The 26,474-nt window shown below is 71.3% G+C and carries 20 protein-coding genes and 2 tRNA genes; 2 read left to right on the top strand and 20 right to left on the bottom strand.

Features of this window, described 5'->3' with window-relative positions; translation table 11 throughout:
• Window positions 1–5: 5 nt before the first annotated feature.
• Window positions 6–752 (top strand): site-specific integrase, encoded by a 747-nt coding sequence (locus FB453_RS34625; RefSeq protein ID WP_486480352.1) that lies wholly within the window; start codon window positions 6–8, stop codon window positions 750–752.
• A gap of 14 nt (window positions 753–766) precedes the next feature.
• Here FB453_RS34625 and FB453_RS20365 read toward each other — a convergent pair.
• The 4 genes from FB453_RS20365 to FB453_RS20380 all read right to left on the bottom strand — a co-directional run bounded on the left by FB453_RS20365 (window position 767) and on the right by FB453_RS20380 (window position 4,540).
• Window positions 767–843: transfer RNA gene (locus FB453_RS20365), tRNA-Ile, on the bottom strand.
• A 121-nt stretch (window positions 844–964) separates the two neighbouring features.
• A complete protein-coding gene (locus FB453_RS20370; RefSeq protein WP_145792424.1) occupies window positions 965–2,203 on the bottom strand; it encodes an FAD-dependent oxidoreductase in 1,239 nt (412 codons plus the stop codon).
• Window positions 2,193–4,310, bottom strand: coding sequence for an MMPL family transporter (locus FB453_RS20375; RefSeq protein ID WP_145792426.1), 2,118 nt, complete (start codon window positions 4,308–4,310; stop codon window positions 2,193–2,195). Before FB453_RS20375 ends, FB453_RS20370 begins: the two co-directional genes overlap by 11 nt.
• A gap of 157 nt (window positions 4,311–4,467) precedes the next feature.
• Window positions 4,468–4,540, bottom strand: a tRNA-Asn gene (locus FB453_RS20380).
• A 261-nt stretch (window positions 4,541–4,801) separates the two neighbouring features.
• Here FB453_RS20380 and FB453_RS20385 point away from each other — a divergent pair.
• Window positions 4,802–5,206: a hypothetical protein gene (locus FB453_RS20385; protein WP_145792428.1), complete on the top strand. Its 405-nt coding sequence runs from the start codon at window positions 4,802–4,804 to the stop codon at window positions 5,204–5,206.
• 64 nt (window positions 5,207–5,270) lie between these two features.
• On the opposite strand, the gene FB453_RS20390 is transcribed toward FB453_RS20385, so the two are convergent.
• The 16 genes from FB453_RS20390 to FB453_RS20465 form a co-directional block, all read right to left on the bottom strand.
• Window positions 5,271–6,278, bottom strand: coding sequence for a sugar phosphate isomerase/epimerase family protein (locus FB453_RS20390; RefSeq protein ID WP_030488695.1), 1,008 nt, complete (start codon window positions 6,276–6,278; stop codon window positions 5,271–5,273).
• A gap of 212 nt (window positions 6,279–6,490) precedes the next feature.
• The gene (locus FB453_RS20395) at window positions 6,491–6,994 is read right to left on the bottom strand and encodes a sensor histidine kinase (protein WP_091409033.1); all 504 of its coding nucleotides are present in this window, start codon (window positions 6,992–6,994) and stop codon (window positions 6,491–6,493) included.
• A 282-nt stretch (window positions 6,995–7,276) separates the two neighbouring features.
• Window positions 7,277–9,385, bottom strand: a complete 2,109-nt coding sequence (locus tag FB453_RS20400; protein WP_112671807.1) for a ThuA domain-containing protein — start codon at window positions 9,383–9,385, stop codon at window positions 7,277–7,279.
• 75 nt (window positions 9,386–9,460) lie between these two features.
• Window positions 9,461–12,316: a PQQ-dependent sugar dehydrogenase gene (locus tag FB453_RS20405; RefSeq protein WP_186718404.1), complete on the bottom strand. Its 2,856-nt coding sequence runs from the start codon at window positions 12,314–12,316 to the stop codon at window positions 9,461–9,463.
• A gap of 219 nt (window positions 12,317–12,535) precedes the next feature.
• Entirely contained in the window at window positions 12,536–13,603 is a 1,068-nt protein-coding gene (locus tag FB453_RS20410; RefSeq protein ID WP_112623877.1) for a polyprenyl synthetase family protein, read from the bottom strand.
• Window positions 13,600–15,015, bottom strand: coding sequence for an alkaline phosphatase family protein (locus tag FB453_RS20415; protein WP_091409025.1), 1,416 nt, complete (start codon window positions 15,013–15,015; stop codon window positions 13,600–13,602). Before FB453_RS20415 ends, FB453_RS20410 begins: the two co-directional genes overlap by 4 nt.
• A complete protein-coding gene (gene eboE / locus FB453_RS20420; protein ID WP_145792430.1) occupies window positions 15,012–16,211 on the bottom strand; it encodes a metabolite traffic protein EboE in 1,200 nt (399 codons plus the stop codon). The genes FB453_RS20415 and eboE overlap by 4 nt, the downstream gene beginning before the upstream one ends.
• The gene (locus tag FB453_RS20425; protein WP_091409019.1) at window positions 16,211–17,068 is read right to left on the bottom strand and encodes a TatD family hydrolase; all 858 of its coding nucleotides are present in this window, start codon (window positions 17,066–17,068) and stop codon (window positions 16,211–16,213) included. The genes eboE and FB453_RS20425 overlap by 1 nt, the downstream gene beginning before the upstream one ends.
• Complete coding sequence (locus FB453_RS20430) at window positions 17,069–17,677, bottom strand: EboA domain-containing protein (protein ID WP_145792433.1); 609 nt, start codon at window positions 17,675–17,677, stop codon at window positions 17,069–17,071. It lies immediately after the preceding gene.
• 20 nt (window positions 17,678–17,697) lie between these two features.
• A complete protein-coding gene (locus tag FB453_RS20435) occupies window positions 17,698–18,624 on the bottom strand; it encodes a sugar phosphate isomerase/epimerase family protein (protein ID WP_145792435.1) in 927 nt (308 codons plus the stop codon).
• The gene (locus tag FB453_RS20440; RefSeq protein WP_145792437.1) at window positions 18,621–19,580 is read right to left on the bottom strand and encodes an SCO3242 family prenyltransferase; all 960 of its coding nucleotides are present in this window, start codon (window positions 19,578–19,580) and stop codon (window positions 18,621–18,623) included. The genes FB453_RS20435 and FB453_RS20440 overlap by 4 nt, the downstream gene beginning before the upstream one ends.
• Window positions 19,564–20,730, bottom strand: a complete 1,167-nt coding sequence (locus FB453_RS20445; RefSeq protein WP_145792439.1) for an inositol-3-phosphate synthase — start codon at window positions 20,728–20,730, stop codon at window positions 19,564–19,566. The genes FB453_RS20440 and FB453_RS20445 overlap by 17 nt, the downstream gene beginning before the upstream one ends.
• Window positions 20,731–21,373: 643 nt before the next feature.
• A complete protein-coding gene (locus tag FB453_RS20450) occupies window positions 21,374–22,549 on the bottom strand; it encodes a Gfo/Idh/MocA family protein (RefSeq protein ID WP_396711118.1) in 1,176 nt (391 codons plus the stop codon).
• 54 nt (window positions 22,550–22,603) lie between these two features.
• Window positions 22,604–23,656, bottom strand: coding sequence for a substrate-binding domain-containing protein (locus FB453_RS20455; RefSeq protein WP_112590389.1), 1,053 nt, complete (start codon window positions 23,654–23,656; stop codon window positions 22,604–22,606).
• A gap of 97 nt (window positions 23,657–23,753) precedes the next feature.
• On the bottom strand, window positions 23,754–24,881 hold the full coding sequence (locus FB453_RS20460; protein ID WP_112590387.1) for an ABC transporter permease: 1,128 nt from the start codon (window positions 24,879–24,881) through the stop codon (window positions 23,754–23,756).
• Window positions 24,878–26,386 (bottom strand): sugar ABC transporter ATP-binding protein, encoded by a 1,509-nt coding sequence (locus tag FB453_RS20465; RefSeq protein WP_186718410.1) that lies wholly within the window; start codon window positions 26,384–26,386, stop codon window positions 24,878–24,880. Before FB453_RS20465 ends, FB453_RS20460 begins: the two co-directional genes overlap by 4 nt.
• Window positions 26,387–26,474: the final 88 nt, after the last annotated feature.

The following is a 26,474-nucleotide window of genomic DNA, read 5'->3' on the forward strand; positions in this document are numbered from 1 at the left end:
ACCGCGTGTTCTCGCTGTTGCTGGCTCTGGCCGTTCGTGATGGCCGGCTCACCCGGAACGTCTCGGCAGGTGTCCGGTTGCCACGGGTCGGACACTCCGAGAAGGTGTTCCTGACCCATGTCCAGGTGGGCGAGCTGGCGGCGGCAGAGCCGTACGGGCTGATCATCCGGGTGCTGGCCTACACCGGGCTGCGCTGGGGCGAACTGGCCGCGCTCCGCGTGCGACGGGTGGACCTGGTGAAGCGACGGCTGCTGGTCGCGGAGTCGGTGACGGAGGTCAACGGTCGGGCCGTGTTCGGTACGCCGAAGACGCACCAACGCCGGTCGGTGCCGCTCCCCCGGTTCCTGGTCGAGCCGATGGCCGCGCAGATCGCCGGCCGTGCGAATGACGAGCTGGTGTTCACGTCCCCGGCCGGCGAGGTGCTGCGCAACAACAACTTCCGTCGCCGTGTCTTCGATCGGGCTGCGGAGTCGATCGGGCTCGCCGGCCTGACCCCGCACGAGCTGCGGCACACGGCGGCCAGCGTGGCGGTGGCCGAGGGCGCCAACGTAAAGGCGGTGCAGCGGATGCTCGGGCACGCCTCGGCGGCCATGACGCTGGATGTGTACGCGGACCTGTTCGAGGATGACCTGGACCAGGTGGCGGACCGCCTCGACCGGGCGGCGGGTCGTGCTGCTGCGGACTCAGTGCGGACTGAGAGCGTTGGTCCCGACCTCGATGCGGTTCGCCTGGGTCGTCGGCAGCATGGCTGACCAGGGAAAACGGCTGGTGGGGCGGGCGGGACTCGAACCCGCGACCGAGGGATTATGAGTCCCCTGCTCTAACCGGCTGAGCTACCGCCCCGAACACCGCGCCGGATCTTATCCCGCTCGGCGGTCAGCAGCCAGCATCAAGCCGGCCGGCGCCCACGCCTGCACCAGCACGATGGGCAACAGGAATATAACAGCGTGCTCGGGTACGACTGTCAGCCGGCGCGCAGCTCGTCCAGTACTGCGCCGGCGGCGCGCCAGCCGCTGGTGAGCGCGCCCTGGATCGATGGGCTGTCCCGGTGGTCACCGGCCACGAACAGGCCCTCCCCCAGCGCCACCGGTTTGCGCAGCCGTCCCTGCGGCGGCGGTGCGGCGGGTAGCGCCTCGGGGATGGCCATTGTGGTGAGGTGGGTCCAGTCGGCGGTGGAGCGGCCGTACAGCCGGGTCAGCTCGGCCCGGATGGTCGGCTCGGGTGGGGCCGTCGGGCCGACCACCGAGGTGGCGATGAGGTGCCGTCCGGCGGGCGCGTACGTCGCGGCGGCGTTGCTGAGCACCACAGTGTTGGCGACGAGTTCGCGTCGGTCGCCGTCGACGAGCAGGATCGGCTCGGTGAGCGGCGGCTCGGGCGCGCTGTGGTAGTAGGTGGTGTAGCTGTGCATGCGTACCGTCGTCAGGGCTGGCAGCAGCGCGGCCGCGGCGGGCGGGTCGACGGCGACGACGACGGCCCGGCAGCGGATGTCGCCGGCCTGGGTGCGGACCCGGCCGGGGGTGACCTCCGCGACCGGGCTGTCCAGGTCGAGCAGGTCGGCGGGCAGCGGTGCGGCGACAGCCCGGGGCAGCGCGGCCATCCCTTCGGCGGGCAGGCCGATCCGGCCGCGGGCGAAGGAGCGCAGCACCATCGCCAGCACGTGACTGGAGGTGGAGAGTTCCCGCTCGATGAACACACCGGACAGGAACGGTCGCAGCAACTCCTCGATGATGGCGTCAGAGAGACCGGCGCGGCGCAGCGCCGTCTCGGTTGTGGCTTCCGGCGCGGCGAGCAGTCGGGACGCGGGGAGGGTGGCGCAGCCGGTGGCGAGGGCGGCGAAGCGCAGCCGGTCGAGCAGGGAGCCGACCCCGGCGAGCGCGGTGCCGGGGCCGCCGGTCGGCTCGCGCAGCGGGTTGACCAGGCGCAGCAGCTTGTCGCCCTTGCGGACCAGCACACCGGAGGTGAAGTAGCCGAGGTTGAGCTGGTCGGTGTCGAGCAGCGTGCCGAGCCGGGGGTAGGCGGTGTTGAGCACCTGGAAGCCCCGGTCGATGAGGTGACCGTCGACCACGTCGGTGGCGACCCGGCCGCCGAGCCGACCCTCGGCCTCCACCAGCCGCCAGGGCACGCCGGCGCGGTGCAGCCGGCGGGCGGCGGCGAGACCGGCCAGGCCGCCGCCGACGATGACCACATCGGTTTCAGCCAGCACCGCGCGCCTCCCGCTCACCGTTCGCCCGGGACAACCGGCCCGGCCACCAGATCTTCGGCCCGATGTCGTACGCGAGTGCGGGCACCAGCAGCGACCGGACGATGATGGTGTCGATCAGTACCCCGATCGCGACCGCCGTACCCAACTCGACGAGCACCACCAGGGGCAGGACGGCGAGGGCGGAGAACGTCGCGGCGAGCACGATGCCGGCGGAGGTGATCACACCGCCGGTGACGGCGAGGCCGGCGAGCACTCCGGCGCGGGTGCCGCGCTTGACCGACTCCTCGCGGACGCGGCTCATCAGGAAGATGTTGTAGTCGATGCCGAGCGCGACCAGGAAGACGAACGCGAACAGCGGGAACGACGCGTCCACGCCGGGGAAGTCGAAGACGTGGCGGAACAGCAGCGCGCAGAGGCCGAGGGTCGCCGCGAAGCTGAGCAGCACGGTGGCGATCAGCAGCAGCGGGGCGAGCAGCGCACGCAGCAGCAGGGCCAGGATGACAGCGATGACCACCAGCACCACCGGGATGATGACGTTCTGGTCGCGCTTGGCGGCGTCCGAGGTGTCCACGTTGATCGCGGTGAAGCCGCCGACCACCGGGTCCGCGCCGGGCACCTGGTGTACGGCCACGCGCAGCTCGCGGATCGTCCGTTCGGCGCCGTCGCTGTCGGGTGGGTCGGCCAGGGTCGCCTCCAGTTGCACCCGCCCGTCGACGACCTTCGGGGCGGCGTTCGGGTCGGGTGGGCCGGTCTGTGGGCCGGCGGTGAGGGGGCGAACGTCGGCGACCCCGGGTACGTCCTTAGCGACCTGGGCGACCTGCCGGGCGGTCTGCTCGGTGGTGAAGATGGTGGCCGGGCTGCCGGTGCCGGCCGGGTAGTGCCGGGAGATCACCTCCTGGCCGTCGACCGAGTCGGTGCGCTGGGTGAACAGGTCGGACTGGCCGAGGGTGGTGGCGCCGAGCTGGGTGAGGCCGAGCGTCAGCAGGGCCAGCACGACGGCGGTGCTCAGCCAGATCGGGCGGGCGTGCCGGGCCACGAAGCCGGCTACGCGGCTCCAGATGCCGTGTTCGGCCCGCGGGTCGGCCTGGTCGGCGCGGGGCCGACGGGGCCAGAACGCCCACCGTCCGCCGAGCACCAGCAGCGCGGGTAGGAACGTGAGCATCACCAGCAGGGTGGCGGCGATGCCGATGGCGGCGACCGGGCCGAGTGCCCGGTTGGAGTTGAGGCTGGACAGCAGCAGGCAGAGCAGGCTGACGATGACAGTGCCGCCGGAGGCGATGATGGCCGGCGCGGCGCCCTTCCAGGCGGTCTTCATGGCGTCCCACGGCCGGTCGTGCCGGTGCAGTTCCTCCCGGTAGCGGGCGATCAGCAGCAGCGCGTAGTCGGTGCCGGCGCCGAAGACCAGCACGGTGAGGATGCCCTGGGCCTGCCCGTTGAGCTTCACCACGTCCGCGTCGGCGAGCAGGTAGACGAAGACCGAGGCGAGGGCGTACGACATCCCGGCGGCGAGCAACGGGAAGATCCAGAGGACCGGGCTGCGGTAGACGATCAGCAGGATGACCAGCACCACGACCAGGGTGACCAGCAGCAGTGGTCCGTCGATGGCGGAGAAGACCTCGATCAGGTCGGCGAGTAGACCGGCCGGGCCGGAGACGTCAACGGTGAGTCCGTCCCGGTCACCGCCGGTGATGTCGCGCAGTCGCTCGACGACAGTGCCAATCTCCTCGCCCTCGGCGTCGTCCACCGGCACGACGACCTGGAGTGCCTGGCCGTCGGCGCTCGGGATGGGCGGGGGCAGTGGGGTGACCACGCCGGGGATCTGGGCGAACCGGGCGGCGTCGGCGCTCACCCGTTGCCGGTCCGCGTCGGTGATCCCGGATGGCCGCTCGTAGACGACCAGAGCCGGGATGGTCTGCCGGTCGACGAACTCGCCGGCGAGGTCCTGGGCGCGGGTCGCCTCGGCGTCGGTGGGCAGGAAGGCGGCGTTGTCGTTGGTGGCGACCTCGCTGAGACGCCCCGCGTACGGGCCGGACACGCCGCCGATCACCAACCAGGCCAGCACGACCGCCACCGCGATCAGCATGGCCTTGCCGCCTCGTCCGGACATCCGCACTCACCCCAAGGATCGACGCATCAATCGACGCAGCGGTAGCCTCAGTCGACATCGACCATCCTGCCGGGCAAGCAGGTCGAGAGTGGGTGAAACCGGGTCACACACACGAAAACGCCCGTCGGCCGGTGGCTGACGGGCGTACGTGGAAAAGCTCCCCCGATTGGACTCGAACCAATAACCTGCCGGTTAACAGCCGGCTGCTCTGCCAATTGAGCTACAGGGGATCGTGCTCCGCCCGACTTCGGATCTCCCCGACGCCGTGCGACGGGACAAGAGTACAGGACATCCCCCGGTGGTGGTCCAGTGGGTTGCCTCCCCGCCGTCGCATTGACAATAGGGGTAAATCGCCATCCCGGCACAAGCATGCTTGAGCGGGGAGCAGGATGGGTAGTTAGCTGCGGACAGAGGACGCAGGCGCGAACAGGTCGCCTTCCGACGGGGCAACTCGCCGGGGTGACGGCGCGTCAGGTACGGAAGGAGCCGCCATGCGCGGAAAGATCATGTTTCTTGGCGGGCTGGCTGCGGGATTCGTCCTGGGCGCCCGTGCCGGCCGGGAAAAGTACGAGGAGCTCGTGGTCAAGGGCCGCAAGGTGCTCGACCACCCGACCGTCCAGGAGGCGGCCGGGGTCGCGCAGGCCCAAGCCAACAAGCTCTACAGCGAGGGCAAGGACAAGCTCGGCCAGACCAAACTGGGCGAGAAGCTGGGCACCACCAACGGCAGCACCGGCAAGCAGGAGCTGACCGCCGCCGACGACGCGTTCGCCGGCACGCCCGCCACAGTGGGCGCCAAGGCGGGCACCAGCACGGTCGGCACGACCTCCGAGTCGCCGTCGTCCACGAACCCCCGCACCAAGCCGTCCGGCTCGGGCACGAACGCCAGCACGCTCTGACCAACCGCACGTCGACGGGCCGGTCGCCGCAGGGCGACCGGCCCGTGGTCCGTCCGACGTGCGGTCAGTCCTTGCTGCTGAACGCCGCGTCGAAGGCGGCGCTCGGTGCGTCGAAGGCGAGCCGGCGGACGAACTGCAACGCCTCCGGGGCGCCGACCAGCCGGTCCATTCCCGCGTCTTCCCACTCGACCGAGATCGGGCCGGTGTAGCCGATCGCGTTCAACGCGCGGAAGCAGTCCTCCCAGGGCACGTCGCCGTGGCCGGTGGAGACGAAGTCCCAACCGCGCCGCAGGTCGGCCCAGGGCAGGTGCGAGGCGAGCCGGCCACGCCGGCCATCGCCGGTACGCACCTTCGCGTCCTTGCAGTCCACGTGGTAGATCCGGTCGGCGAAGTCGAAGATGAAGTTCACCGGGTCCAGCTCCTGCCAGACGAAGTGCGACGGGTCCCAGTTCAGGCCGAACGCGGGCCGGTTGCCGATCGCCTCCAGCGTCCGCTTCGTCGTCCAGTAGTCGTACGCGATCTCACTGGGGTGCACCTCGTGCGCGAACCGCACTCCCACCTCGTCGAACACGTCGAGGATGGGGTTCCACCGGTCGGCGAAGTCCTGGTAGCCGCGCTCAATCATCGACGGCGGCACCGGCGGGAACATCGCGAGAGTGTGCCAGATCGACGACCCGGTGAAGCCGACGACCGTCTTCACCCCGAGCTTCGCCGCCGCCCGCGCGGTGTCCTTGATCTCCTCGGCGGCCCGCTGACGAACCCCCTCGGGCTCCCCGTCGCCCCAGATACGGCCAGGCAGGATGTCCTGGTGCCGCTCGTCGATCGGGTGGTCGCAGACCGCCTGACCAACCAGGTGGTTGGAGATCGTGAAGACCTCAAGGTTGTGCTTCGCGAGGGTCTCCCGCTTGCGCTCGACGTACGAGTCGTCGGCGAGCGCCTTGTCGACCTCGAAGTGGTCGCCCCAGCAGGCGATCTCCAGACCGTCGTAGCCCCACTCGGAGGCGAGCCGGCAGACCTCCTCGAACGGAAGATCGGCCCACTGGCCGGTGAAGAGCGTGATGGGTCGCGCCATTGTCCTTCTCCCCTGTTGTGATGGGGATTCCTTGTGCGGACCGGGGCGAGGGTGACCGGACGTGCGCGGCACCCGAGCGGTCACCGGTGGGTGCGGAGCACACCTGAGCCCGGCGGGTTGCGCCTCCCACCGGGTCACCGGCCACCAGCACGGTCGCCGACCCCCACCTTATTTCCGCAGTACCCCATCGGGGAAGCCCCGCGGTCGGCCGATCATCCGATCATTTCCTCGGGCGCGGGCAGCACAGCCCGTACGGTGAAGCCGCCACCGGCGCGCGGGCCGGCCGAGAACGTGCCGCCGAGCCGCTCGGCGCGCCTGCGTACCCCGAGCAGACCCCGACCGGCGCCCTGGGTGCCGCCGCCGGAGGCAGCGGGACCGGCGCCCTCGTCGCGGACCTCGATGGTGATGCCCGCGGCGTCGTAGCGCAGGCGGACCCCGACCGGCGCGCCCGGCGCGTGCCGGCACGCGTTGGTCAGCGCTTCCTCGATGATCCGGTACGCCACCACGTCGACCGGGCCGGGCAGCGGCCGGGGTTGCCCGGCCATGGTCCAGCGCACCGGTTGACCGGCGGTGAAGCCCTCCACCAGCGCGTCGAGACGGTTCAGGCTGGGCGCCGGCTCGGACGGGTCGTCGGGCTCGTCGGCCCGGCCCAGCGCACCGAGCAGCTGATGGCCTCGCGCCAGCACCGTCCCACGCCACTGCGCGAACAACCCCATGCAGGTCAAGGTACGGCAGCCAGCTGTGCGCCAACCCCCGGCGTCCCCCGCAACGCGCCCACCCGGTCGGCGCTCTCGACGGCACCGCGTCGACGGGCCGCGTGCCACGGGCGAGATCTGCGTCGGGGCACACACCGGTGCGAGCGGGTGACACCTCCCCGAGCCCCGCCGCTCCGCAGAGCCGACGAACCCGGCCGGTCGGGGCACGCCCGGCCGGGCATGGTCGGTGCCGGAGCGGGAGGGGCCGACGTCGTACGCGTCGACCCCTCCAGCCCTAGTCGGTCAGGGCAGGGTCCACTTCTGGTTGGCCGCGTTGAGGCAGGTCCAGAGGTGCACGACGGTGCTGTCGGCGGAGTTGTTGCCGGAGACGTCCAGGCACTTGCCCGACGACGGGTTGCGCAGGGTGCCGTCGGACGCGGCCGCCCAGTTCTGCGCGCCGCTGCCGTTGCAGGTCCAGAGCTGGATCTTGGTGCCGTCGGCGGTGCCGCTGCCGGAGACGTCCAGGCACTTGCCGAGCGCCTTGATCGTCGAGTTCGGCGTCACGGTCCAGGTCTGCGCCGTGCTGCTGTTGCAGGTGTAGATCTGGATCTGGGTGCCGTCGGCGGTGCCGGCGTTGCGCACGTCCAGGCACTTGCCGGCGAGACCCTTGATCGGGCCGACACCGGTGCCGCCCCCGCCGCCCTTGACCAGGGTGAAGTCGTCCAGGTCGAAGAGCCCCGTGCCACTACCGGTGAAGGTGAGGTAGAGGTTCTGGGTGCTGGACGGGACGTTGGACAGTGCCGTGGAGACGTTGGCGAAGGTCGTCCAACTGCCGGTGTTGGGTACCGCGACAGTGCCGAGCACCGGGCCGGTGGCCGAACCGGTGCGCACCTGGATGGCACCACCCGCGCCGCCGGAGACGACCCGGGCCGTGAACGAGGTGACCCCGGCCAGGTTGACGCCGTTGTACGCGGCCCAGTCGCCCGGGTCGATGTAGCCGACCGTCTGCCCACCGTTGGCGCCTGCCTTGGTGAACGCGGAGACACCGTTGGCCGAGCTGAACGCCTCGGCCTGGATCGTGCCGGTGGGCGGCGGCGTGGTGCCCAGCTCCTTGATCCGGATGTTGCGGAAGGAGGCGTCGTCACCGGTGCCGTGGTTCTGGATGCCGATGTGACCGGCCAACGAGCGGACCGGGTTGGTGTTGGTGAAGTCGTTGATCTTCACCCCGTTGAGGAAGATCTGTAGCCGCTCGCCCTCGACCAGCAGCTCGTACGTGTTCCACTCCCCCGCCGCGTTCAACGCCGCGTCGCGGGCGGCGATGTCGGCGGACTTGTAGGTGTAGACCGCGCCGGTGGTGCGGTCAGCCGCGTCGGTGGCGTCGATCTGGATCTCGTACCCGTTGTCGACCGCCGACCACGGGTCACTCGACGGTGGGAACCCGATGAAGATGCCGGAGTTGTCGTCACCGGCCAGCTTCCAGTCCAGCTTCAGCGAGTAGTTGGTGAACTGCTTGGCGTTGTACCAGTACAGCCCCATGCCGCCGACCGAGGTCAGGGTGGCGTCGGTGTTGGTGAAGCTGCCCGGGCCGGCCTGTGACCAGCCGGCCGTCGAGCCGTTGAACAGCGGGGTGTAGCCGGTCTCGGGCCGGCAGTCGGCCTTGCTCCGGCCGGAGGCGTACCGGATGCCGCCGAGCAGGTGGTTGCGGAACCCCGACTCCGCGTACGACGCCTGGGTATGCCCCGCCCCGGTGTAGAAGGACCGGCCGCCGCTGTAGCTCTTGCACCAGCTCAGCGGGTGGTCGGCGCCCATGCCGCCGCCGGAGTACGACGACTCGTCCAGGGTGGCCAGCACGTGGGCGCTCGACCGGGCGTTGGTGCGGTAGTTGTACCACTCGTCGGTGCGGGTCCAGGTCTGCGGCAGGTGAGCGGTGGCCGCGTGGCCCCGGTCCTCCACCTTCATGTTGGCCTGCTGGATCGCGGGGTGCGAGGCGAACCACGCGCCCACGAGGTTGCCGTAGAACGGCCAGTCGTACTCGGTGTCGGCTGCGGCGTGCACACCCACGTACCCGCGGCCGGAGCCGATGTACGACTCGAAGGCGGTCTGCTGGCTGGCGTTGAGCACGTCGCCGGTGGTGTTGAGGAAGACGACCGCCTCGTACTGGTTGAGGTTGCTCGTGGTGAACGCGGCGGCGTCCTCGGTCGCGGTGACCGTGAAGTTGTTCGCCGCACCCAGGTCGCGGATGGTCTGGATGCCGACCGGGATCGCGTCGTGCCGGAAACCAGCGGTCTTGGAGAAAACCAGCACGTCGTACGGGGCGTCGGCGGCGCTGGCCGGGGTGGCCGGGGTGGTGCAGGCGATGACGGCGAGTGCGGCCATGGCCGCACCGAGGACGGGTCGCAGGCGTCTGCGCATATCGCTCTCCTAATTGCGGTTAGGAGGGGCCCCTCGCATCACACTAGGCGTTGTCGAAGGGCCCCTCCCGCCAGCTCAGGGCAGGGTCCACTTTTGGTTGGCGGCGGCGGTGCAGGTCCAGAGGTGGACCACCGTGCTGTCAGCGGAGCTGTTGCCGGAGACATCGAGGCACTTGCCCGACGACGTGTTGCGGAGGGTGCCGTCGGCCTGGGCGGCCCAGTTCTGCGCGGCGGTCCCGTTGCAGGTCCAGAGCTGGATCTTGGTGCCGTCGGCGGTGGCACCGCCCGACACGTCCAGGCACTTGCCCAACGACTTGATCGTGGAGTTGGGGGTGACCGCCCAGGTCTGCGCGGCACTGCCGTTGCAGGTGTAGATCTGGATCTGCGTGCCGTCGGCCGTGGCGGCGTTGCGCACGTCCAGGCACTTGCCGCCGAGGCCCTTGATCGCCCCGGCCCCACCGGCCGGGGGCGTCCCGGTGACGAAGGTGAAGGCGTCCAGGTCGTAGAGCGCCCCGGTGCCCGACCCGGCGAAGGTCAGGTAGAGCGTGGTCGTGCCGGTCGGCGGGTTGCTGATCGTCCCGTTGACAGTGGTGAAGGTTTCCCAGCCGCCGGTCACCGGGACCGTGGCCGAGCCGAGCACGGTGCCGGTGGCCGAGCCAGCCCGGACCTGGAGGGTGCCACCGGCACCCGCCGAGGAGACCCGGGCGTTGAACGAGGTCACGTTGCCCAGCCGGTACGGCTGGAACGCGATCCAGTCGCCGTTGTTGATGTCGCCGACGGTCTTGCCACCCTCGGCCGGGGTCTTGCTGAACACGTTGATCCCCGACGAGGTGCCGAAGAACTCGGCCTGGCGGTGCCGCGGCGGCAGCGTGTGCTGGGTGTGCGTGGTCAGCCCACCGGCGTCGGTGTATTCGGCGTCGAAGATCGCGAAGATGTTCGCCGCGTCGTCGTGCTCACCGTCGACCGGGATGGTGATCGAGCCCGAGCAACCGGTCTTCGAGGTGATCTGGTGCCCGTGCTGGTCGTGCCCGAGCACGTAGGTCATCTTGACCTTCGTGCAGTCGATGGTGCCGTCCTCCGGGTCGGACACCGTGATGCTGTACGCCACCGTGTCCCCGAAGCCGAACAGCTGACCGTTGCCCGGGTTGTTGATCGTGACCGTGGGCGCGGTGTTGCCGACGCTGATCTGCACGCTGCTGCTGCCGGTGGCGCCCTGCGGGTCGCGCACCGTCAGCGTGGCGGTGTAGGTGCCGTTGGCGCTGTAGGTCTTCGTCGGGTTGGCGGCGGTCGAGGTGGTCCCGTCACCGAACGCCCACGCGTAGGTCAACGCGCCGCCCTCGGGGTCGGCCGAGCCGGCCGAGGAGAACGTCACAGCGAGCGGGGCCGCGCCAGAGGTGCGGTTGGCGCTGGCCTTCGCGGTGGGCGCCCGGTTGCCGCCGCCGACGTAGTCGAAGCGGTAGAGCGCCGAGTTGGCGTCCCCGTTGAAGTAACCGGTGCCGTAGTCGAGCACGTAGTACGCGCCGTCCGGGCCGAACGCCGAGTCCATCACCTGCTTGCCGACCCACGGGAAGGTGTCGATGGCGCCCCGGGAGCCGTCGGAGTTGACGTGGATCGGCTTGATCCAGCCCCGGCCGAACTCGGTGGCGAAGAACTGCCCGTCGAACGACTGCGGGAACTTGGTGGTGGAGGTCGACGAGGCGTTGTACCGGTAGACCGGGCCGCCCATCGGCGACTCGGAGCCGCCGCCGAACTCGGTCGGGGTGCCGGCGTCACCGGCGTACCGGATCCAGGCCGGCTGGGCCGGCGGCAGGGTGGTCAGGCCGGTGTTGCGGAACGAGTTGTTTGTCGGCCCGCCGGTGCAGTTGTACTTCGCGCCGCTGGCGCTGGTCGCGAAGTCGAACTCGTTGTACGTCTCGGTGCTGGTGTTGGTGCCGGTGCAGTACGGCCAGCCGTAGTTGCCCGGTGCCGCGACCCGGTTGAACTCCACCTGGCCGGACGGCCCGCGGGTGGAACTGGTGGAGCCGGCGTCCGGCCCGTAGTCACCGACGTAGACCACCCCGGTGGCCTTGTCCACGCTGATCCGGAACGGGTTGCGGAACCCCATCGCGTAGATCTCCGGCCGGGTCTTGGCCGTGCCGGGGGCGAACAGGTTGCCCGACGGGATGGAATACGTGCCGTTGGCGTTCACCTTGATCCGCAGGATCTTGCCGCGCAGGTCGTTGGTGTTGCCGGCGCTGCGCTGCGCGTCGTACGCGGGGTTGCGGTTGGTCCGCTCGTCCAGTGGTGAGTAGCCGGACGACTCGAACGGGTTGGTGTCGTCGCCGGTGGACAGGTAGAGGTTGCCGGCGGCGTCGAAGTCGATGTCCCCACCGACGTGGCAGCACACACCCCGGCTGGCCGGAACGTCGAGCACGTCGACCTTGCTGGCCTGGTTGAGCGTGAAGTCCGAGTTGAGGGTGAACCGGGAGAGCCGGTTGACGCCGTTCCAGGCCGAGAAGTCGGTGCCGGTGGCCGGCGCGTCACCGCCGGGGGTGGAGAGCGGCGGGGCGTAGTAGAGGTAGATGTAGCGGTTGCTGGCGAAGCCCGGGTCGATCCCGACGCCCTGCAACCCCTCCTCGTCGTGCGTGTAGACCGACAGGGTGCCGATCACGGAGGTGGTGCCGTTGGCGTCGGTGCGGCGCAGGGTGCCGTTGCGGGCGGTGTGCAGGACCGAGCGGTCCGGCAGCACCGCCAGCGACATCGGCTCACCCATGTCGGTCACGCCACGGGCCAGCTCGACCTGCTGGAAGTCGCTGGCGACGATCGTGTGTGCCTGGGCGGGGGCCGAGCCGGCGGCGAAGGTGACAGTGCCGGCGGCGACCGCCAGCAGCAGCGCGGATCCGGCGGAGAACCATCGTCGGGACCGTTGTCTCGGAGCGTCCTTCATGGACATCTGTGCTGTCCCTTCCTGACGTGTGACTGCCAGGCCGGGCGCGCGCCGTCGCGCCGGATGCCGTAGCGGTGGTGGGGGGGTCGATGGGTTACCGCGCCGCCGGTTCACCTCGACGAAACATTGTCGTGTTGGTCACGACACTAAGTCGCACGTGTCGATGTGTCCATACCTTCCGGCGGTTCAGCATCAACTTTTGTCGATTTGATCGAAAGTCGCCGGTCAGGCGCGTCGGTCGATCGCCTGCCCGGCCAGCGCAACCAGGGCCACGCGGGCCTCATCGGCCACCATGGCGTTCTGCAGGGCGGAGAGCGCGGCCTCGGTCCGGACCCGGATCATCTGCTCGATCCGCTCCCGCGCGCCGGTCGCCTCGATGATGTCGCGCAGCTCCGCCGCGCCCTCGGCGTCCAACGCCGGGTTGCCGAACAGCTCCCGCAGCCGGATGGTCTGCGGCCGGTCGGCGGCGCTGCGGGCCAGCGCCATCATGACGGTGGGCTTGCCCTCACGCAGGTCGTCCAGGACCGACTTCCCGGTGACCGCCGGGTCACCGAACACGCCCAGGACATCGTCGCGGAGCTGGAACGCGTCACCCAGCGGGTCACCGAACTCGCCCAACGCGGCGATCAGCTCCGGGCCAGCGCCGGCCAGTGCCGCACCGATCTGCAACGGCCGGGTGACCGTGTACCGGGCAGCCTTCATCCGGATCACGGTGAGCGCGCTGGCCACCGAGCCGTCACCCACGCCCGAGACCAGGTCCAGGTACTCCCCCGCGATCACCTCGGTACGCATCAGCGCGAACACGCCGTACCCCCGGTGCACCTGCTCGGTGCTCAGCCCGCACTCGTGGAACATCTGATCCGACCAGGCCGCGCAGAGGTCCCCGCAGAGCAGCGCGGTGTTACGGCCGTACGCCTCGGGGTCGCCGCGCCACGACGAGCGGGCGTGCAGGTCGGCGAAGAGCCGGTGCACCGACGGCTCACCCCGGCGGCGGTCGCTGCCGTCCAGGATGTCGTCATGGATCAGCGCGAACGCGTGGAACAGCTCCAGGGCCGCCGCGGCCACCACGATCGGGGTGCCGTCGGCCGCCCCCGCGCCGCGCCAGCCCCAGTAGCAGAAGAGCGGCCGTAACCGCTTGCCGCCGGCCAGCACGAACCGTTGCAGCGCGGTGAACACGCCCCGCGGCGCCCCGTCCGGCCAGTCCGGGCCCTGCCGGCTGAGAAACCCGGCCAGCTCCGTGTCGAAGCGCGCCCGCAGCCCGCTGGCGTCGGTGGGCGCGACGGTGACCGTCATGAGCCCTCCCCCGACCCGCCCGCACCGCCGGGGCTCAGCCCGGCCAGCTCCAGCAGCAGCGCCTTGACCTCGGTCGCCGCGATCTTGTCCCGGGCCGCGGTCGGGTCGGAGCAGAGCAGCACCGGGCCGTCCGCCGGGTCGTCGGGCAGCCGCCCGTGCGAGCCGCGCACCGCCCGCGCACCGGCATCGAGGCCGACAGCGCTCATCAGGTACCGCATGCCGAGCTTCTTGCGGGCCAGGGCGACCCCGGCCCGGGCCTTCGCGGCACCGGGGTTGGCCGGGTCGAAGAACAGCTCCGCCGGGTCGTAGCCCGGCTTCCGGTGAATTTCGACCAGCCGGGCGAAGTCCGGTGCCTGGGCGTCGTCCAGCCAGTAGTAGTAGGTGAACCAGGCGTCCGGCTCGGCCACCAGCACCAGCTCACCGGCGCGCGGATGGTCCAGACCGTGTGCGGCCTTGCCCTCGGCGTCGAGCACCTCGGCCACCCCGGGCAGGCCGGCGCAGAGCTTCGCCACCGCCGCCACGTCGGCCGGATCCTTGACGTAGACGTGCGCGATCTGGTGGTCGGCGACAGCGAACGCCTTCGACGTCCACGGGTCGAGGTACTCCATGCCCGCCTGGGTGTGCACCCGCAACAGGCCCTCGGCGCGCAGCAGCCGGTTGACGTCCACCGGCCGGGACACGTCGGTGATGCCGTACTCCGACAGCACCACCACTGTGGCGTCGCGGGCCCGGGCGGCGTCCAGGAGCGGGCCGAGCACCGCGTCCAGCTCGGCTGCCGCCGCGGCGGCCTGGGCCGACGAGGGACCGAAGCGTTGCAGGTCGTAGTCCAGGTGCGGAACGTAGACCAGGGTCAGGTCGGGTGACACGTCGGCGAGGATCTGCTCGGCCGCCTGGCAGATCCACCGCGACGACGGCAACCCGGCCGTCGGCCCCCAGTAGGTGAAGAGCGGGAAGGTGCCCAGCCGCCCGGTGAGCGCGTCGTGCAGCTCCGGCGGGTCGGTGTAGCAGTCCGGCTCCTTGCGCCCGTCGGCGTAGTAGACCGGGCGGGGCGTCACCGTCCAGTTGACGTCGGCGCCCATCGCGTACCACCAGCAGACGTTGGCCACTGTGTAGCCGGGTTCGGCCCGACGGGCGGCCTGCCAGAGCTTGTCCCCGCCGACCAGCGCGTTGTGCTGCCGCCACAGCAACACCTCGCCCAACTCCCGGAAATACCACCCGTTGCCGACGATCCCGTGCCCGCTGGGCTGCTCGCCGGTGAGGAAGGTGGACTGCACCGAGCAGGTCACGGCGGGCAGCACGGTGCCCAGCTCGGCCCGGAAGCCGCCGTCGGCGACCCCCCGCAGTCGAGGCATGTGCGCCAGTAGTCGGGGCGTCAACCCCACCACGTCGAGGACCACCAGTCGCCGGCTCATCGCGTCACTCCCATGCTCACGGTTCGTTCTGTGGTCAGGCCGAGACCGACCAGTTCGTCCCGGGCGAAGGCCAGCTCCGCGGCGATGCCGGCGGCCAGCTCCGCGTCGGTGCCGGGCCGTCGGGCGGCCGGCAGCACCCCCCAGGTGTACGTCTCGACGTCGAGGTGGTCGCAGCCGGCGGTCGGGCCGTCGAAGAGCGCTCTCAGGGCCGCGCGGAGCACCGGCAGAGTAGAGCCGAGCGGTTCCTCGGGTGGGGCGTGCAGCGGCACGTGGTAGTGCACCCGCCACGGCCCGGGCAGCGCCCGGTCCAGCGCCTCGTCCAGGTCGTCGGCCGCGTACGTCGGGTCGGCCGGATCGGCCAGACCGGCGCAACCAGCGCCCCGGGTCTGGTGCAGGAAGCGCGGCTCCACCCAGCGGCGCAACGCCTCGGCTCCGCCCTCCGGGTCGGCGGCCTCGACGGCGGCCGAGACCTGCACCTTCACCACCGGCAGCCCGGCCGCCCGCAGTCGGTTCAGTGCCTCGGCCGGCTCCTCCCAGGCGCAGGCCAGGTGGGCCAGGTCGACGCAGACACCCAGCCGATCCGTGTCCATCCCGGACAGCAGCGCGGCCGCCTGACCGGTGCTCTCCACCACACAGCCGGGCTCCGGCTCGAAGGCGACGCGCACCTCGCGGCCGGTGTCCCGCTGCACGTCGGCCAGGCCGGCGGCGAGCTGGTCCAGTCGACCTCGGGCCGCGTCGGCCCGGCCGGTGTCCCACGGTTGACGCCAGGCCAGCGGCAGCGTGGAGATCGAACCTCGGGCGGCGTCGTCGGGCAGCAGGTCCGCGAGCACCCGGGCCAGGTTCACTGTGTAGGTCAGGCGCTGCTCGGTGGTCCAGTCCGGGTGGTACACGTCCTGCTTGACCACCGGGGCCTGGAAGGCCGCGTACGGGAAGCCGTTGAGGGTGACCACCTCCAGGCCGCGCGCGTCCAGCTCGGTGCGCAACCGGCGGCGTAGCGTCGGGTCGGCGGCCAGCTCGGCGGCGACCGGGGCGGCCAGCCACAGGCCGAGCCCGAGCAGGTCGCTGCCGAGCGCCTCGCGGACCGGCACCGCGTAGGTGTCCAGTTGACCGAGGATGCCGGCGAGGTCCTCGGCGGGGTGCACGTTGGTGCAGTAGCCCAGGTGGACGGTCTCGCCGCCGGCATGTCGCAGCCGCATCAGCTGCCGCCACGCAGGATCGAGTTGCCGGTCTGCGGGTCCACAGCGGCGGCGGCGTCCAGGTCGCTGAGGTCGAGCCGCCCCGACTGCCCGTAGAACTCCACCGGGTTTCGCCACAGCACCTTGTCGACGTCGTCGTCGCTGAAGCCGGCCGCGAGCATCGCCTCGCCGGTGGCCCGGGTCAGCAGCGGGTCGGAGCGCCCCCAGTCGGCTGCCGAGTTGACCAGCATCCGTTCCGTGCCGTACTCCCGCAGCAACTCCACCATCCGCTGCGGGGTCATCTTGGTGTCCGGGTAGATGGAGAAACCCAGCCAGCAGCCGCTGTCACGGACCAGCTTCACTGTCACCTCGTTGAGGTGGTCGACGACCACCCGACCCGCGTCGATGCCCGACTCGGCGACCACGGCGAGGGTCCGCTCGCAGCCGCGCGCCTTGTCCCGGTGCGGGGTGTGCACCAGGGCCGGCAGGTCGTACGCCACAGCGAGGGCGAGCTGCGCCGCGAACGCCTCGTCCTCCTCGGGCGTCATCGAGTCGTACCCGATCTCGCCGACCGCCACCACCGCGTCCTTGTCCAGGTAGCGGGGCAGCAGGTCGAGGACCGGCCGGCAGCGCGGGTCGTTGGCCTCCTTGGGGTTCAGCGCGATGGTGGCGAAGTGGCGCACCCCGAACTGCCCGGCCCGGAACGGCTCCCAGCCGATCAGGGAGTCGAAGTAGTCGGTGAACGAGGCGGCGCTGGTGCGCGGCTGCCCCAGCCAGAACGCCGGCTCCACCACGGCGCGCACTCCGGCGGCGGCCATCCGTTCGTAGTCGTCGGTGGTGCGTGAGGTCATGTGGATGTGGGGGTCGAAGATGCGCATTCACGCCTCCCGGGGCAGTGCGGCGGTGAGCCGGTGGAGCAGGTCGTTGGCGTCGGCGGGCAACTCCCGGCCGGCGGCGTGCCGTTCGGCGGCCAGCGCGGCCAGCATCGCGGTCAGCTCGCCGTCGGCCCGGGTGTCCAGGTCGGCCACGTTGGCCAGGGGGACGCCGCTGAACACGCACTTGAGCACCGCCTGCCGCCAGGCGGCCTGGTCGAGGTGCCGGGCGTACGGGCCGAGCGCGGCGGCGACCAGCCGGGTGTCGTTGGTCCGGATCGCGTCGTGCAGCAACGGGACCCCGTCGGCGCCGATCGGCAGCAGCGGCAGGGCGCGCAGCACGGCTCGTCGCTCGGCCGCGTCACCGTGCTGGTAGAGGCGCTCGGCGTACCCCGCGTGCTCGCCGGGCAGGCTGGTGAGCAGCAGCACCCGGGCCGCGTCGTCGGCGGTCCAGCCGGGGGCGTCGGGCAGCGCGGCCCGCCCGCAGCGTCGGCCGACGGCGGGAAAGAGCCGGGTGATCGCGGTGGGCTCGGTGGTGACCCGGCGCAGCGCCGTGTCCAGCCAATCGGGATCGGGTACGCCTCCCAGCGCGGCCCGTAGTGAATCCGGTGTCATCCCGTCTCCTCCCCTTGTTGCTATGCAGGCACCCCAGGAATGTCTGCGGGCGGTTCGTCCTTCGCGCGGCCGGCCAGTGCGGCGGCGCGCAGGAACTCGATCGACCGGGCGGCCACGGCGGGTGCGGCGTGCGAGTCGCGGGGCAACTCCACAGCGACCAGCCCCTGGTAGCCGGCCGCCGCCAGGGCGGCCAGCACCGGCGGGAAGTCGATCTCGCCGACGCCGAACTCCAGGTGCTCGTGCACGCCTCGGCGCATGTCGTCGATCTGCACGTTGACCAGGTGGTCGGCCACCTCGGCGACGCACTGCGGCACCGGCCAGGGCTCCAGGCACCGGCAGTGGCCGATGTCGAGGGTGATGCCGAAACGGGCCGGGCTGTCCAGTGCGGCGTGCAGCCGACGCCAGTCCTCGATGTCCTGCACGAGCATGCCCGGCTCTGGTTCGAAGCCGACTGTGACGCCGGCGGTGTCGGCCGCGTCGACCACTGTGGCGCAGCCGGCCACCAGCCGGTCCCAGGCGCACTGCGGTGACACCGCCTCGGGTCGGACACCGGCCCAGAACGAGACCGCCTCCGCGCCCAGGTCGGCGCCGATCCGCACGGCCCGGCGCAGGAACTCGATCCGCCGGGTCGGGTCGTCGTGCAGCAACGTCGGTGCGTGCTTGTGCCACGGGTCGAGCAGGTAGCGGGCGCCGGTCTCGATGACCACCGCCAGGCCCAGCGACTCCAACCGTCGACTGACCGCGGCGACCCGGCGGGTGAGCCCGGGCGCGAACGGGTCCAGGTGGTCGTGGTCCAGGGTGAGCGCCACCCCGTCGTAGCCGAGGTCGGCGATGACGGCGAGCGCGTCGTCGAGGCGGTGGTTCGCGAAGCCGTTCGTGCCGTACCCGAGGCGCAGCGTGGTGGCGTCGGCGGCCGGCGCACCGGGCCGGGGCTCGGGGACGCTCATGTCGGGGAGACCTTCCGGGCCAGCCGTCGACCCAGCGGCGCGGCCGCCGCGACGGCCACCCCGAGCAGACCCGCTCCACCCCGGGCGGTGAGGGCCCCCTGGAGGGCCGGCAACCCGGTGATCCCGGCGCCGACGGCCGCGCGGACCCGCCCGGCCGACGGGTCCCGGACCACCTCGGCCTGGGCCGCGCCGTACCGGGCGGCATACCAGCCGGCCAGCACTGCGGGCAGCACCGCCGCGATCGTGGCCGACCGACTGCGACCCGCGCGCACGCCGGTCCCGTCGGCGGTCTCGGCCCGGTCGGTGGCCCCGGTCTGGTTCGTCGTTCCCAGGGCTGCGCGTCGGGCGCCCGGCACGGCGACGGCGGCACTGGCGGCGACCAGCGCGGTGCCGGCGAGGGTGCGCATCGGCAGGGTGGCGTCGGCGCCGGTGACCTCCCGGCGGGACAGCGCGGTGACCGTCCAGGTGTGCGCGGCGACGGTGGCCGCCGCCGGCAACGCTCGGGTGATCCGGCCGCCGGACGCGCCGAGCAGCACGTCCAGCCCCCGGCAGGCGGCCATCACGGCCGGGCCGGCCGCGGTGTTCTTGGCCAGCAGGTCGTACCCCCAGATGGTGGCGGCCAGCGGCACGGCGAGCGCGGCGGCGCGGCGACCGCCCACGGCGGCGGCCAGGCCGACGCCGGCGGCCGTGAGGCCCGCCGCGAGACCGACCGCGGCGGCCGGGGTGACCCGCCCGCTCGGAATCGGCCGCTCGGGCCGTTCCTCGGCGTCCAGGCTCCGGTCGGCCCAGTCGTTGGCGGCCATGCCGGCCCAGTAGAGCAGCACCGAGGCGCCGGCCAGGGCGGGGGTACGCGGGCTCAACGCGCCGGCCGCCGCGGCCCCGGCGATCACGTCACCGGGCACCGAGAGCGCGGCCGGAGCCCGGACCAGCTCGGCGAGGTCAGCCAACGTTGTCATGGTCACCGTCCCCGCCGTCGTGCAGGTGCCGGGTGAAGGCGGTCAGCCGGGCCCACTGCTCACCCAGCGAGTGGGTGGGCGCGCCCAGCGGGTCCTTGAAGAAGAAGCCCAGGTCTGCCAGCGGCCCCACCTGCCCGGCGGCGTGCGCGGCGGCGGTGAGTCGGGCCAGGTCGAGCACCAGTGGCGCGGCCAGCGCGGAGTCGCAGCCGTGCCAGGTGAACTCCATCCGCATGCCGGTGCCGAGGAATCCGCTGAAGGTGATCAGATCCCAGGCGGTCTTGAAGTCGCCCAGCTCCTCGACGTACTCGATGCGGGTGCCGCCCTGCGGGACGTAGCCCAGCGTCTCGCCGAGCACCCGCTGCTTGCTCTGCACCTTCGCCGCGTTCGCGGCCGGGTCGGCGAGGGTGGCGCCGTCGCCACCGCCGAGCAGGTTGACCCCGGACCAGGAGCCCACGGCCAGGTTGCGCATCGCGAACATCGGCGCGAGCACCGACTTGACCAGGGTCTCCCCGGTCTTGCCGTCGTGCCCGGCGTACGGCAGTCGGGCCTCCTCGGCCAGCGCGGCCAGCGCCGGCAGCCGCAGCCCGGTGGACGGGGTGAAGTCGACGTACGGGCAGCCGGCGAGCACTGCGGCGTACGCGTAGAGGGAGCTGACCGGCAGCACTTCGTCCGGACCGTCGAGGGCGGCGCGCAGCGCGACCGGGTCGGCGTGCGCGGGGTGCGGTCGAGGGGCCGGCTCGGTGGCGGAGACGTTGACCACCACCACCCGGTCCAGCTCGTGCCGTTCGCGGAAGCTGGTCAGGTCGCGGACCACGGCCTCGGCGCGGTCGGCCTGGGTGTCGCCGACCGGCGCGGGGCGCAGTTCCTGATCGACCACGCCCAGTTCGTCGCGGAGCGCGGCGACCAGTCGCCAGGGGATGACACCGGCGTCGGCGAGGGCCTCGGCGCGCTTGCACAGCGGAGTGGTGGCCAGGTCGTGTCCGCCGAAGACCAGGTCGGCGAAGGCCGGCAGGGCCGGGCCGCGCAGCTCGGGAAGCTCGGTGACGCAGCCGGTGGGCCCGGCCAGGCCGGCTCGCAGCGCGAGCCCCCCGACGATGCTGGTGGTCGCGACGGAACCGCGCGCTCCTACCAGCCAGACACCTGTTCGCATGGTGCTCCTTCCCCATTCACGAGGAACCGTCGGTACCGCTAAATATAGGAATATCAGAATATGTTTCGGAAAGATACGGCCCGGTTTCGGAAAGTTTCGGGTCGGGTGGATGGGCCCCGTCCGCTCGCCCCGCACCGGAACAGCACCGGCTTCCGACGTCGGCGTCGGCGGCGACGACGCCGGACCGGATCCCGGCAGGTGCGAGCAGACGGGGCTGGTAGGCAGGGTCGGGTCGGCGTCTCGACCCTGCCTCCCCCGCATCCGGCCGGTCGGGGCATTGGCATGCCCCGGCCGGGCGTCTCAGGCCGCCGCGCCCACCGGAACACCGACCGAACCACGCCCCGCCGGGAATCGGCGAGCGGATGCGGTACGGGTGGGGGCGGCGGCGGGCGGTGTCATCAGGTCCTCCGGAGGTCACCGGTGGTGGCGGTCCTCCGGTGCGGCCGGGGAATCCCGGTCCGGTCGCACCGGACGACCGTCCTGCTCGTGCGCCACCGGGCCGTAGGGCCCGGCTGCACGCTCTCCGAAGCCGACCTCTGTCCCGGCCACGGGGCGCAATCCGTGGCTGGTCCCTCGCCGGTCGGCTTCGGAAAGCCGGTCGGGCGATGGCGGTGCGAACACCGCCGTCGCGGATGGTCAATGGTCAGACGGCCGCCGCGGTCAGCGTCGGTTCCACCTCGGCCCAGGAGGAGCCGAGCTCCGCCGAGCGGGCCACCGCGTCCAGCACCAGCTGGACCTGCAACGCGTCGGCGAAGGAGGGAGTCGGGTCGACACCGGTGGCGACCGCCTCGATGAAATCGCGCATCTCGTGCGTGAACGAGTGCTCGTAGCCGATGATGTGGCCCGGGGGCCACCACGCCGACATGTACGGGTGCTCGCCCTCGGTGACCAGGATGCGGCTGAAGCCCTGTTCCACGGCCGGGCGGGTCGCGTCGTAGAACTCCAGCTCGTTGAGGCGCTCCAGGTCGAAGACCACACTGCCCAGCGAGCCGTTGATCTCGACGCGCAGCGCATTCTTACGGCCGGTCGCGAAGCGGCTCGCCTCGTACGTGGCCAGGGCGCCACCGTCGAGCCGGGCCACGAAGACAGCGGCGTCGTCGACGGTGACCGTCCCGGTGGGCGCCGTGTGGCCGTCCACCGAGGCCGCCAGACCGCTCGACTCGGCCGGCAGCGGCCGCTCCTTGACGAAGGTCTCGGTGACCGCGCTGACGCCGCTGATCCGCTGACCCGTGACGAACTGGGTCAGGTCGATGATGTGCGCACCGATGTCACCGAGCGCGCCGGAGCCCGCCCTGTCCTTCTGCAACCGCCAGACCAGCGGGAACTGCGGGTCCACGATCCAGTCCTGCAGGTACGTCGCACGGACGTGTCGAATCACCCCGAGCCGTCCGTCGGCGACCAACTGGCGCATCATCGTGACCGCGGGGACCCGGCGGTAGTTGAACCCGCACATCGACCGCACTCCGGCGGCCCGGGCGACGTCCGCCGCAGCGGTCATCGCCCGTGCCTCCTCCACCGAGTTGGCCAATGGCTTCTCGCACAGTACGTGCTTGCCTGCGGCCAACGCGGCGAGAGCGATCTCGGCGTGGCTGTCGCCCGGGGTGCAGATGTCGACAACGTCGATGTCGTCCCGGTTGATCAGGTCACGCCAGTCGGTGGTGTACGCGTCCCAGCCGAGTGTGTCGGCGGCGTCAGCCACCTTCGCTGTGTCTCGGCCGCAGATCAACGCCATCCGGGCCCGCGCCGGCAGGTCGAAGACGCGATTCACGGTGCGCCACGCCTGTGAGTGCGCGGCGCCCATGAACGCGTAGCCGACCATGCCGACCCGCAGTTCTTTGTCTGTCGTGGACAAGGTGGGTCTCCCCCCGGTATGTCAGAACCCGAGCTTGTCGTAGCTGCTCGCGTTCTCCTTGGTGATCGTCTCCGAGGCCAGGGTCACTTCCTTGGGCACCTGCAGCTCCGTCAGGTCGCCCAGGCCCCGACCCTGCGCGATGAGCCGCGCGAGCGAGACCGCCGAGGAGGCCATCGACGGGTTGTAGGTGACAGTGGCCTTCAGCACGGTGTTGTCGGCCTTGATGGCGTCGATCGCGAGCTTGGAGCCCGCGCCGCCGACCATGAAGAACTCCGACCGGTTGGCCTGCTTGATGGCCGCGAGCACACCGATGCCCTGGTCGTCGTCGTGGTTCCAAATGGCGTCGATCTTCGGCAGCGCCTGGAGCAGCTGGGACGCCTCGCGCTGACCGCTGTCCGAGGTGAACTCGGCCGAACGGCGGTTCTTCACAGTGAACCCGTAGGTCGCCAGGGCGGCCTTGAAGCCCTCGCTGCGCTCGACGGTCAGCGGGATCTCCAGACCGGCGATCTCACCGATGACCGGGTTGGCGACGCCCTTGTCCTTGAGCATCTTGCCGATGTAGTGCCCGGCCGAGACGCCCATGCCGTAGTTGTCGCCCTTGATGACCAGCCGCGAGGCCAGCGCGTCGGGGAACGCCCGGTCGAGGTTCACGATCGGGATGCCCGCCTGCATCGCCTGGAGGGCAACGGCGTTGACCTCCTTGCCGTCGTGCGGCAGCACGACGATGATGTCCGGCTTCTGGGCGATCAGGGTGCCGAGCGTGGAGCGCTGGGCCTCGGAGTTCGACCCGCCGTCGACCTCCTTGAACTCCACGTCCGAGTAGGCAGCGGCCTGCGCCTTGGCGTTGGCGTGGATCGCGCCCATCCAGCCGTGGTCGGCGGCCGGAGCGGAGAAGCCGATGACGACCTTCTTGCCCGGGGCGTTGTTGCCTTCGCTGTTTCCGGCGGCCTTGGTCTGGGTGCTGGCGGCCGGGGTCTCGTTGCTGGTGCAGGCGGTGAGGAGGGTGGCAGCGCCCACTGCGGCTCCACCGAAGAGCAACCGGCGGCGCGACAGGTCGCGACTGTGCTGGGTCATGAATGACCTCCTGGGAGCGGGATTTGACTTATTGAGGGTGTGCGAGGCCCGGCCACCGTCGAATGTCTCGACGTCGCCAGGACAACGGTGCGGTGCGTCAGGTTGCGGTGGTGACCCTGTTCCGCGCGAGGAGCCGAGTGACTGACTTGAACTGGAACTGCTGGACCAGGACGGCGGCGACGATGATGCCGCCCTTGACCATGTTCTGCGCCTCGATGGAGAGGCCGTTGATGGCGAAGAGGTTCGTGATGGTGGCGAAGATGATGACGCCGAGCAGCGAGCCGACGATCGTGCCCCGGCCGCCGCTGAGCAGCGTCCCGCCGATGATCGCCGCGGCGATCGCGTCCAACTCGTACAGGTTGGCCATCGCCGCCTGCGCCGAGGTCGCCTGCGAGGTGAGCATGATGGCGGCGATACCGCAGCAGAGACCGGAGAGCGCGTAGAGCAGCATGGTGTGCCGCCGGACGTTGATGCCGGCCAGCCGGGCCGCCTCCGGGTTGCCGCCGACGGCGATCGTCCGCCGGCCGAAGGTCGTGCGGTTGAGCACTACCCAACCGGCCAGCACCACCGCGCCGAGGATGTAGACCAGGATCGGGATCCCGATCACCTTGCGCGCCGCGATGTCGTTGATGAACGTGCTGCTCGACACCTGGGTCTGCTTGTTGGAGATCGACGCAGCGAGCCCTCGCGCGGCCACCAGCATCGCGAGCGTCGCGATGAAGGGGACCAGCCGCCCGTACGAGATGAGCACACCGTTGACGAGGCCGACGCAGATGCCTACCGCGAGGGCGGCGAAGATCATGCCGCCGGCGCCGTAGCTCTGGGTGGCCACAGTGGTGCACCAGACCCCGGCCAGCGCGACGATCGCGCCGACCGACAGGTCGATGCCACCACCGATGATCACGAAGGTCATCCCGACAGTGACCACGCCGACGACCGAGGCCAACTGGAGAATGGCCAGGACGTTGTTCCAGACCCAGTTCGGGTCGCCGTACAGGTCGGGCTTGGTGATCGCGCCGACCACGATGAGCGCGGCCAGGACCCCGATCAGACCGAGGTTGCGCTTGGCGCCGTCGCCACCGTCACCCCGCCACCAGGAGAGCTTGCCCCCGGATCCTGCCTTGTTGCCGGCCACCGCCGTCTCCGCCGGGTCCACCGGCGGCGACTGCGCCGGAAGCTGCGGGCGCTCCGGTGTCGCGGTGGGAGTGGGAGTCGCGTCGCTCATGCCGGTGCGCCTTCCATCAAGGACCCCGCCATCACGAGGTCAAGCACAGTGTTCTCGTCGAGTTCGCCGGCCGCGGCTTCGCGGACGACCCGCCCTTCCCGCATCACCAGCACCCGGTCGGCCAGACCCAGCACCTCGGGCACCTCGCTGGAGACCAGCAGCACCCCCACGCCCTGAGCGGCCAATGCCCGGATGACCTGGTAGAGCTCAGCCCGGGCGCCCACGTCCACGCCCCGGGTCGGCTCGTCGAGAAGCAGCAACTTGGTGCCGCCGAGCAGCCAACGCCCGACCACCACCTTCTGCTGGTTGCCGCCGGACAGCGTGCGTACCGGCCGGTCGACGTCCCGGGGCCGCAGCTCCAGGGTCTCCGCGATCCGGTCCGCCTCGGCGCGTTCCTTGGCGGCGTTGGTGAAGCCGAGCCGCGCGTACCGGCCGAAGGTGGCCAGCGTGACGTTGCGGTAGATCGGCTCGCCGAGCAGCAGCGCCTGGCTCTTGCGTTCCTCCGGGGCCATTCCCATGCCGGCGCGAACCGCCGCGCCGACGCCGGGCCGTAGGACCTTTCCGTCCATCTGCACCGTGCCGGCCTCCGGGAGGCGCGCACCGTAGATCGTCTCCAGCAGCTCGGAACGACCGGAGCCGACCAGCCCTGCGATGCCCACGATCTCCCCGGCACGCACGTTCAGCGACACGTCGGCGAACTCGCCAGTGCGGGTCAACCCCTCCACCTGGAGCAGGTCCGCACCCGCGGAGTCGTCGGTCGGCCGGTCCGGGAAGACGTACTCGATGGTGCGGCCGGTCATCCGGCTCACCAGGTCGCGGGTCGGGGTGTCGCGCGCCGGCAGGTTCGCCGCCGTGGTCCGGCCGTCCTTGAGTACGGTGACCCGGTCGCCGATCTCGCGGATCTCCTCCAGGCGGTGGGAGATGTAGATGACGGCGATGCCCTGAGCGGTCAGCTCTCGGATGATCCGGAACAGGTTGCCGACCTCGTCGTGGGCCAGCACCGCGCTCGGCTCGTCCATGATGATCAGTCGGGCCTCGTGCGACAGCGCCCGCGCCATGCTGACGATCTGTTTGCCGGCCGCCGGCAGCGACCGGACCATCCGCCCCGGCGGGATCTCACCGTGGCCGAGCCGGCTGAGGATCTGCCGGGTGTGCCGGGCCATCCGGCCGCGCCGGACGAAACCGAAGTTGCGGTACTCGTGTCCGAGGAACGCGTTCTCCGCCACCGACAGATCCTCGACGAGGTCGAGCTCCTGGTAGATCGTGGCGATGCCCGCCTTCATGGCGGCCTGCGGGTTGGCGAACGTCGCGGGCTCACCGCGCCACTCCACCTGCCCGGAATCCGGTTGGTGCACCCCGGCGAGCACCTTGATGAGGGTGGACTTGCCGGCGCCGTTCTGCCCGAGCAGACAGTGCACCTCGCCGGCACGCACCTCCAGCTGCACGCCGTCGAGCGCGCGTACGCCGGGGAAGGTCTTCACCAGGTCGGTGAGGCGCAGGACCACCTCGCCCGCGACGGTGTCGGCGGGAGCCTCGACCAGCGGCGCCTCGGCGACGGCCTCGGCCGACGCGGTGGCGGGGTCATCCTCGGGC

The organism is Micromonospora sp. CNZ322 (assembly GCF_007827755.1).

Bases quoted from the DNA above. Each gene is read 5' to 3' on its own strand.
- FB453_RS20375 (WP_145792426.1), bottom strand. From the start codon at position 4,310: ATGTCCGGACGAGGCGGCAAGGCCATGCTGATCGCGGTGGCGGTCGTG.
- FB453_RS20385 (WP_145792428.1), top strand. From the start codon at position 4,802: ATGCGCGGAAAGATCATGTTTCTTGGCGGGCTGGCTGCGGGATTCGTC.
- FB453_RS20390 (WP_030488695.1), bottom strand. From the start codon at position 6,278: ATGGCGCGACCCATCACGCTCTTCACCGGCCAGTGGGCCGATCTTCCG.
- FB453_RS20395 (WP_091409033.1), bottom strand. From the start codon at position 6,994: ATGGGGTTGTTCGCGCAGTGGCGTGGGACGGTGCTGGCGCGAGGCCAT.
- FB453_RS20400 (WP_112671807.1), bottom strand. From the start codon at position 9,385: ATGCGCAGACGCCTGCGACCCGTCCTCGGTGCGGCCATGGCCGCACTC.
- FB453_RS20405 (WP_186718404.1), bottom strand. From the start codon at position 12,316: ATGTCCATGAAGGACGCTCCGAGACAACGGTCCCGACGATGGTTCTCC.
- FB453_RS20410 (WP_112623877.1), bottom strand. From the start codon at position 13,603: ATGACGGTCACCGTCGCGCCCACCGACGCCAGCGGGCTGCGGGCGCGC.
- FB453_RS20415 (WP_091409025.1), bottom strand. From the start codon at position 15,015: ATGAGCCGGCGACTGGTGGTCCTCGACGTGGTGGGGTTGACGCCCCGA.
- eboE (WP_145792430.1), bottom strand. From the start codon at position 16,211: ATGCGGCTGCGACATGCCGGCGGCGAGACCGTCCACCTGGGCTACTGC.
- FB453_RS20425 (WP_091409019.1), bottom strand. From the start codon at position 17,068: ATGCGCATCTTCGACCCCCACATCCACATGACCTCACGCACCACCGAC.
- FB453_RS20430 (WP_145792433.1), bottom strand. From the start codon at position 17,677: ATGACACCGGATTCACTACGGGCCGCGCTGGGAGGCGTACCCGATCCC.
- FB453_RS20435 (WP_145792435.1), bottom strand. From the start codon at position 18,624: ATGAGCGTCCCCGAGCCCCGGCCCGGTGCGCCGGCCGCCGACGCCACC.
- FB453_RS20440 (WP_145792437.1), bottom strand. From the start codon at position 19,580: ATGACAACGTTGGCTGACCTCGCCGAGCTGGTCCGGGCTCCGGCCGCG.
- FB453_RS20445 (WP_145792439.1), bottom strand. From the start codon at position 20,730: ATGCGAACAGGTGTCTGGCTGGTAGGAGCGCGCGGTTCCGTCGCGACC.
- FB453_RS20450 (WP_396711118.1), bottom strand. From the start codon at position 22,549: ATGGTCGGCTACGCGTTCATGGGCGCCGCGCACTCACAGGCGTGGCGC.
- FB453_RS20455 (WP_112590389.1), bottom strand. From the start codon at position 23,656: ATGACCCAGCACAGTCGCGACCTGTCGCGCCGCCGGTTGCTCTTCGGT.
- FB453_RS20460 (WP_112590387.1), bottom strand. From the start codon at position 24,881: ATGAGCGACGCGACTCCCACTCCCACCGCGACACCGGAGCGCCCGCAG.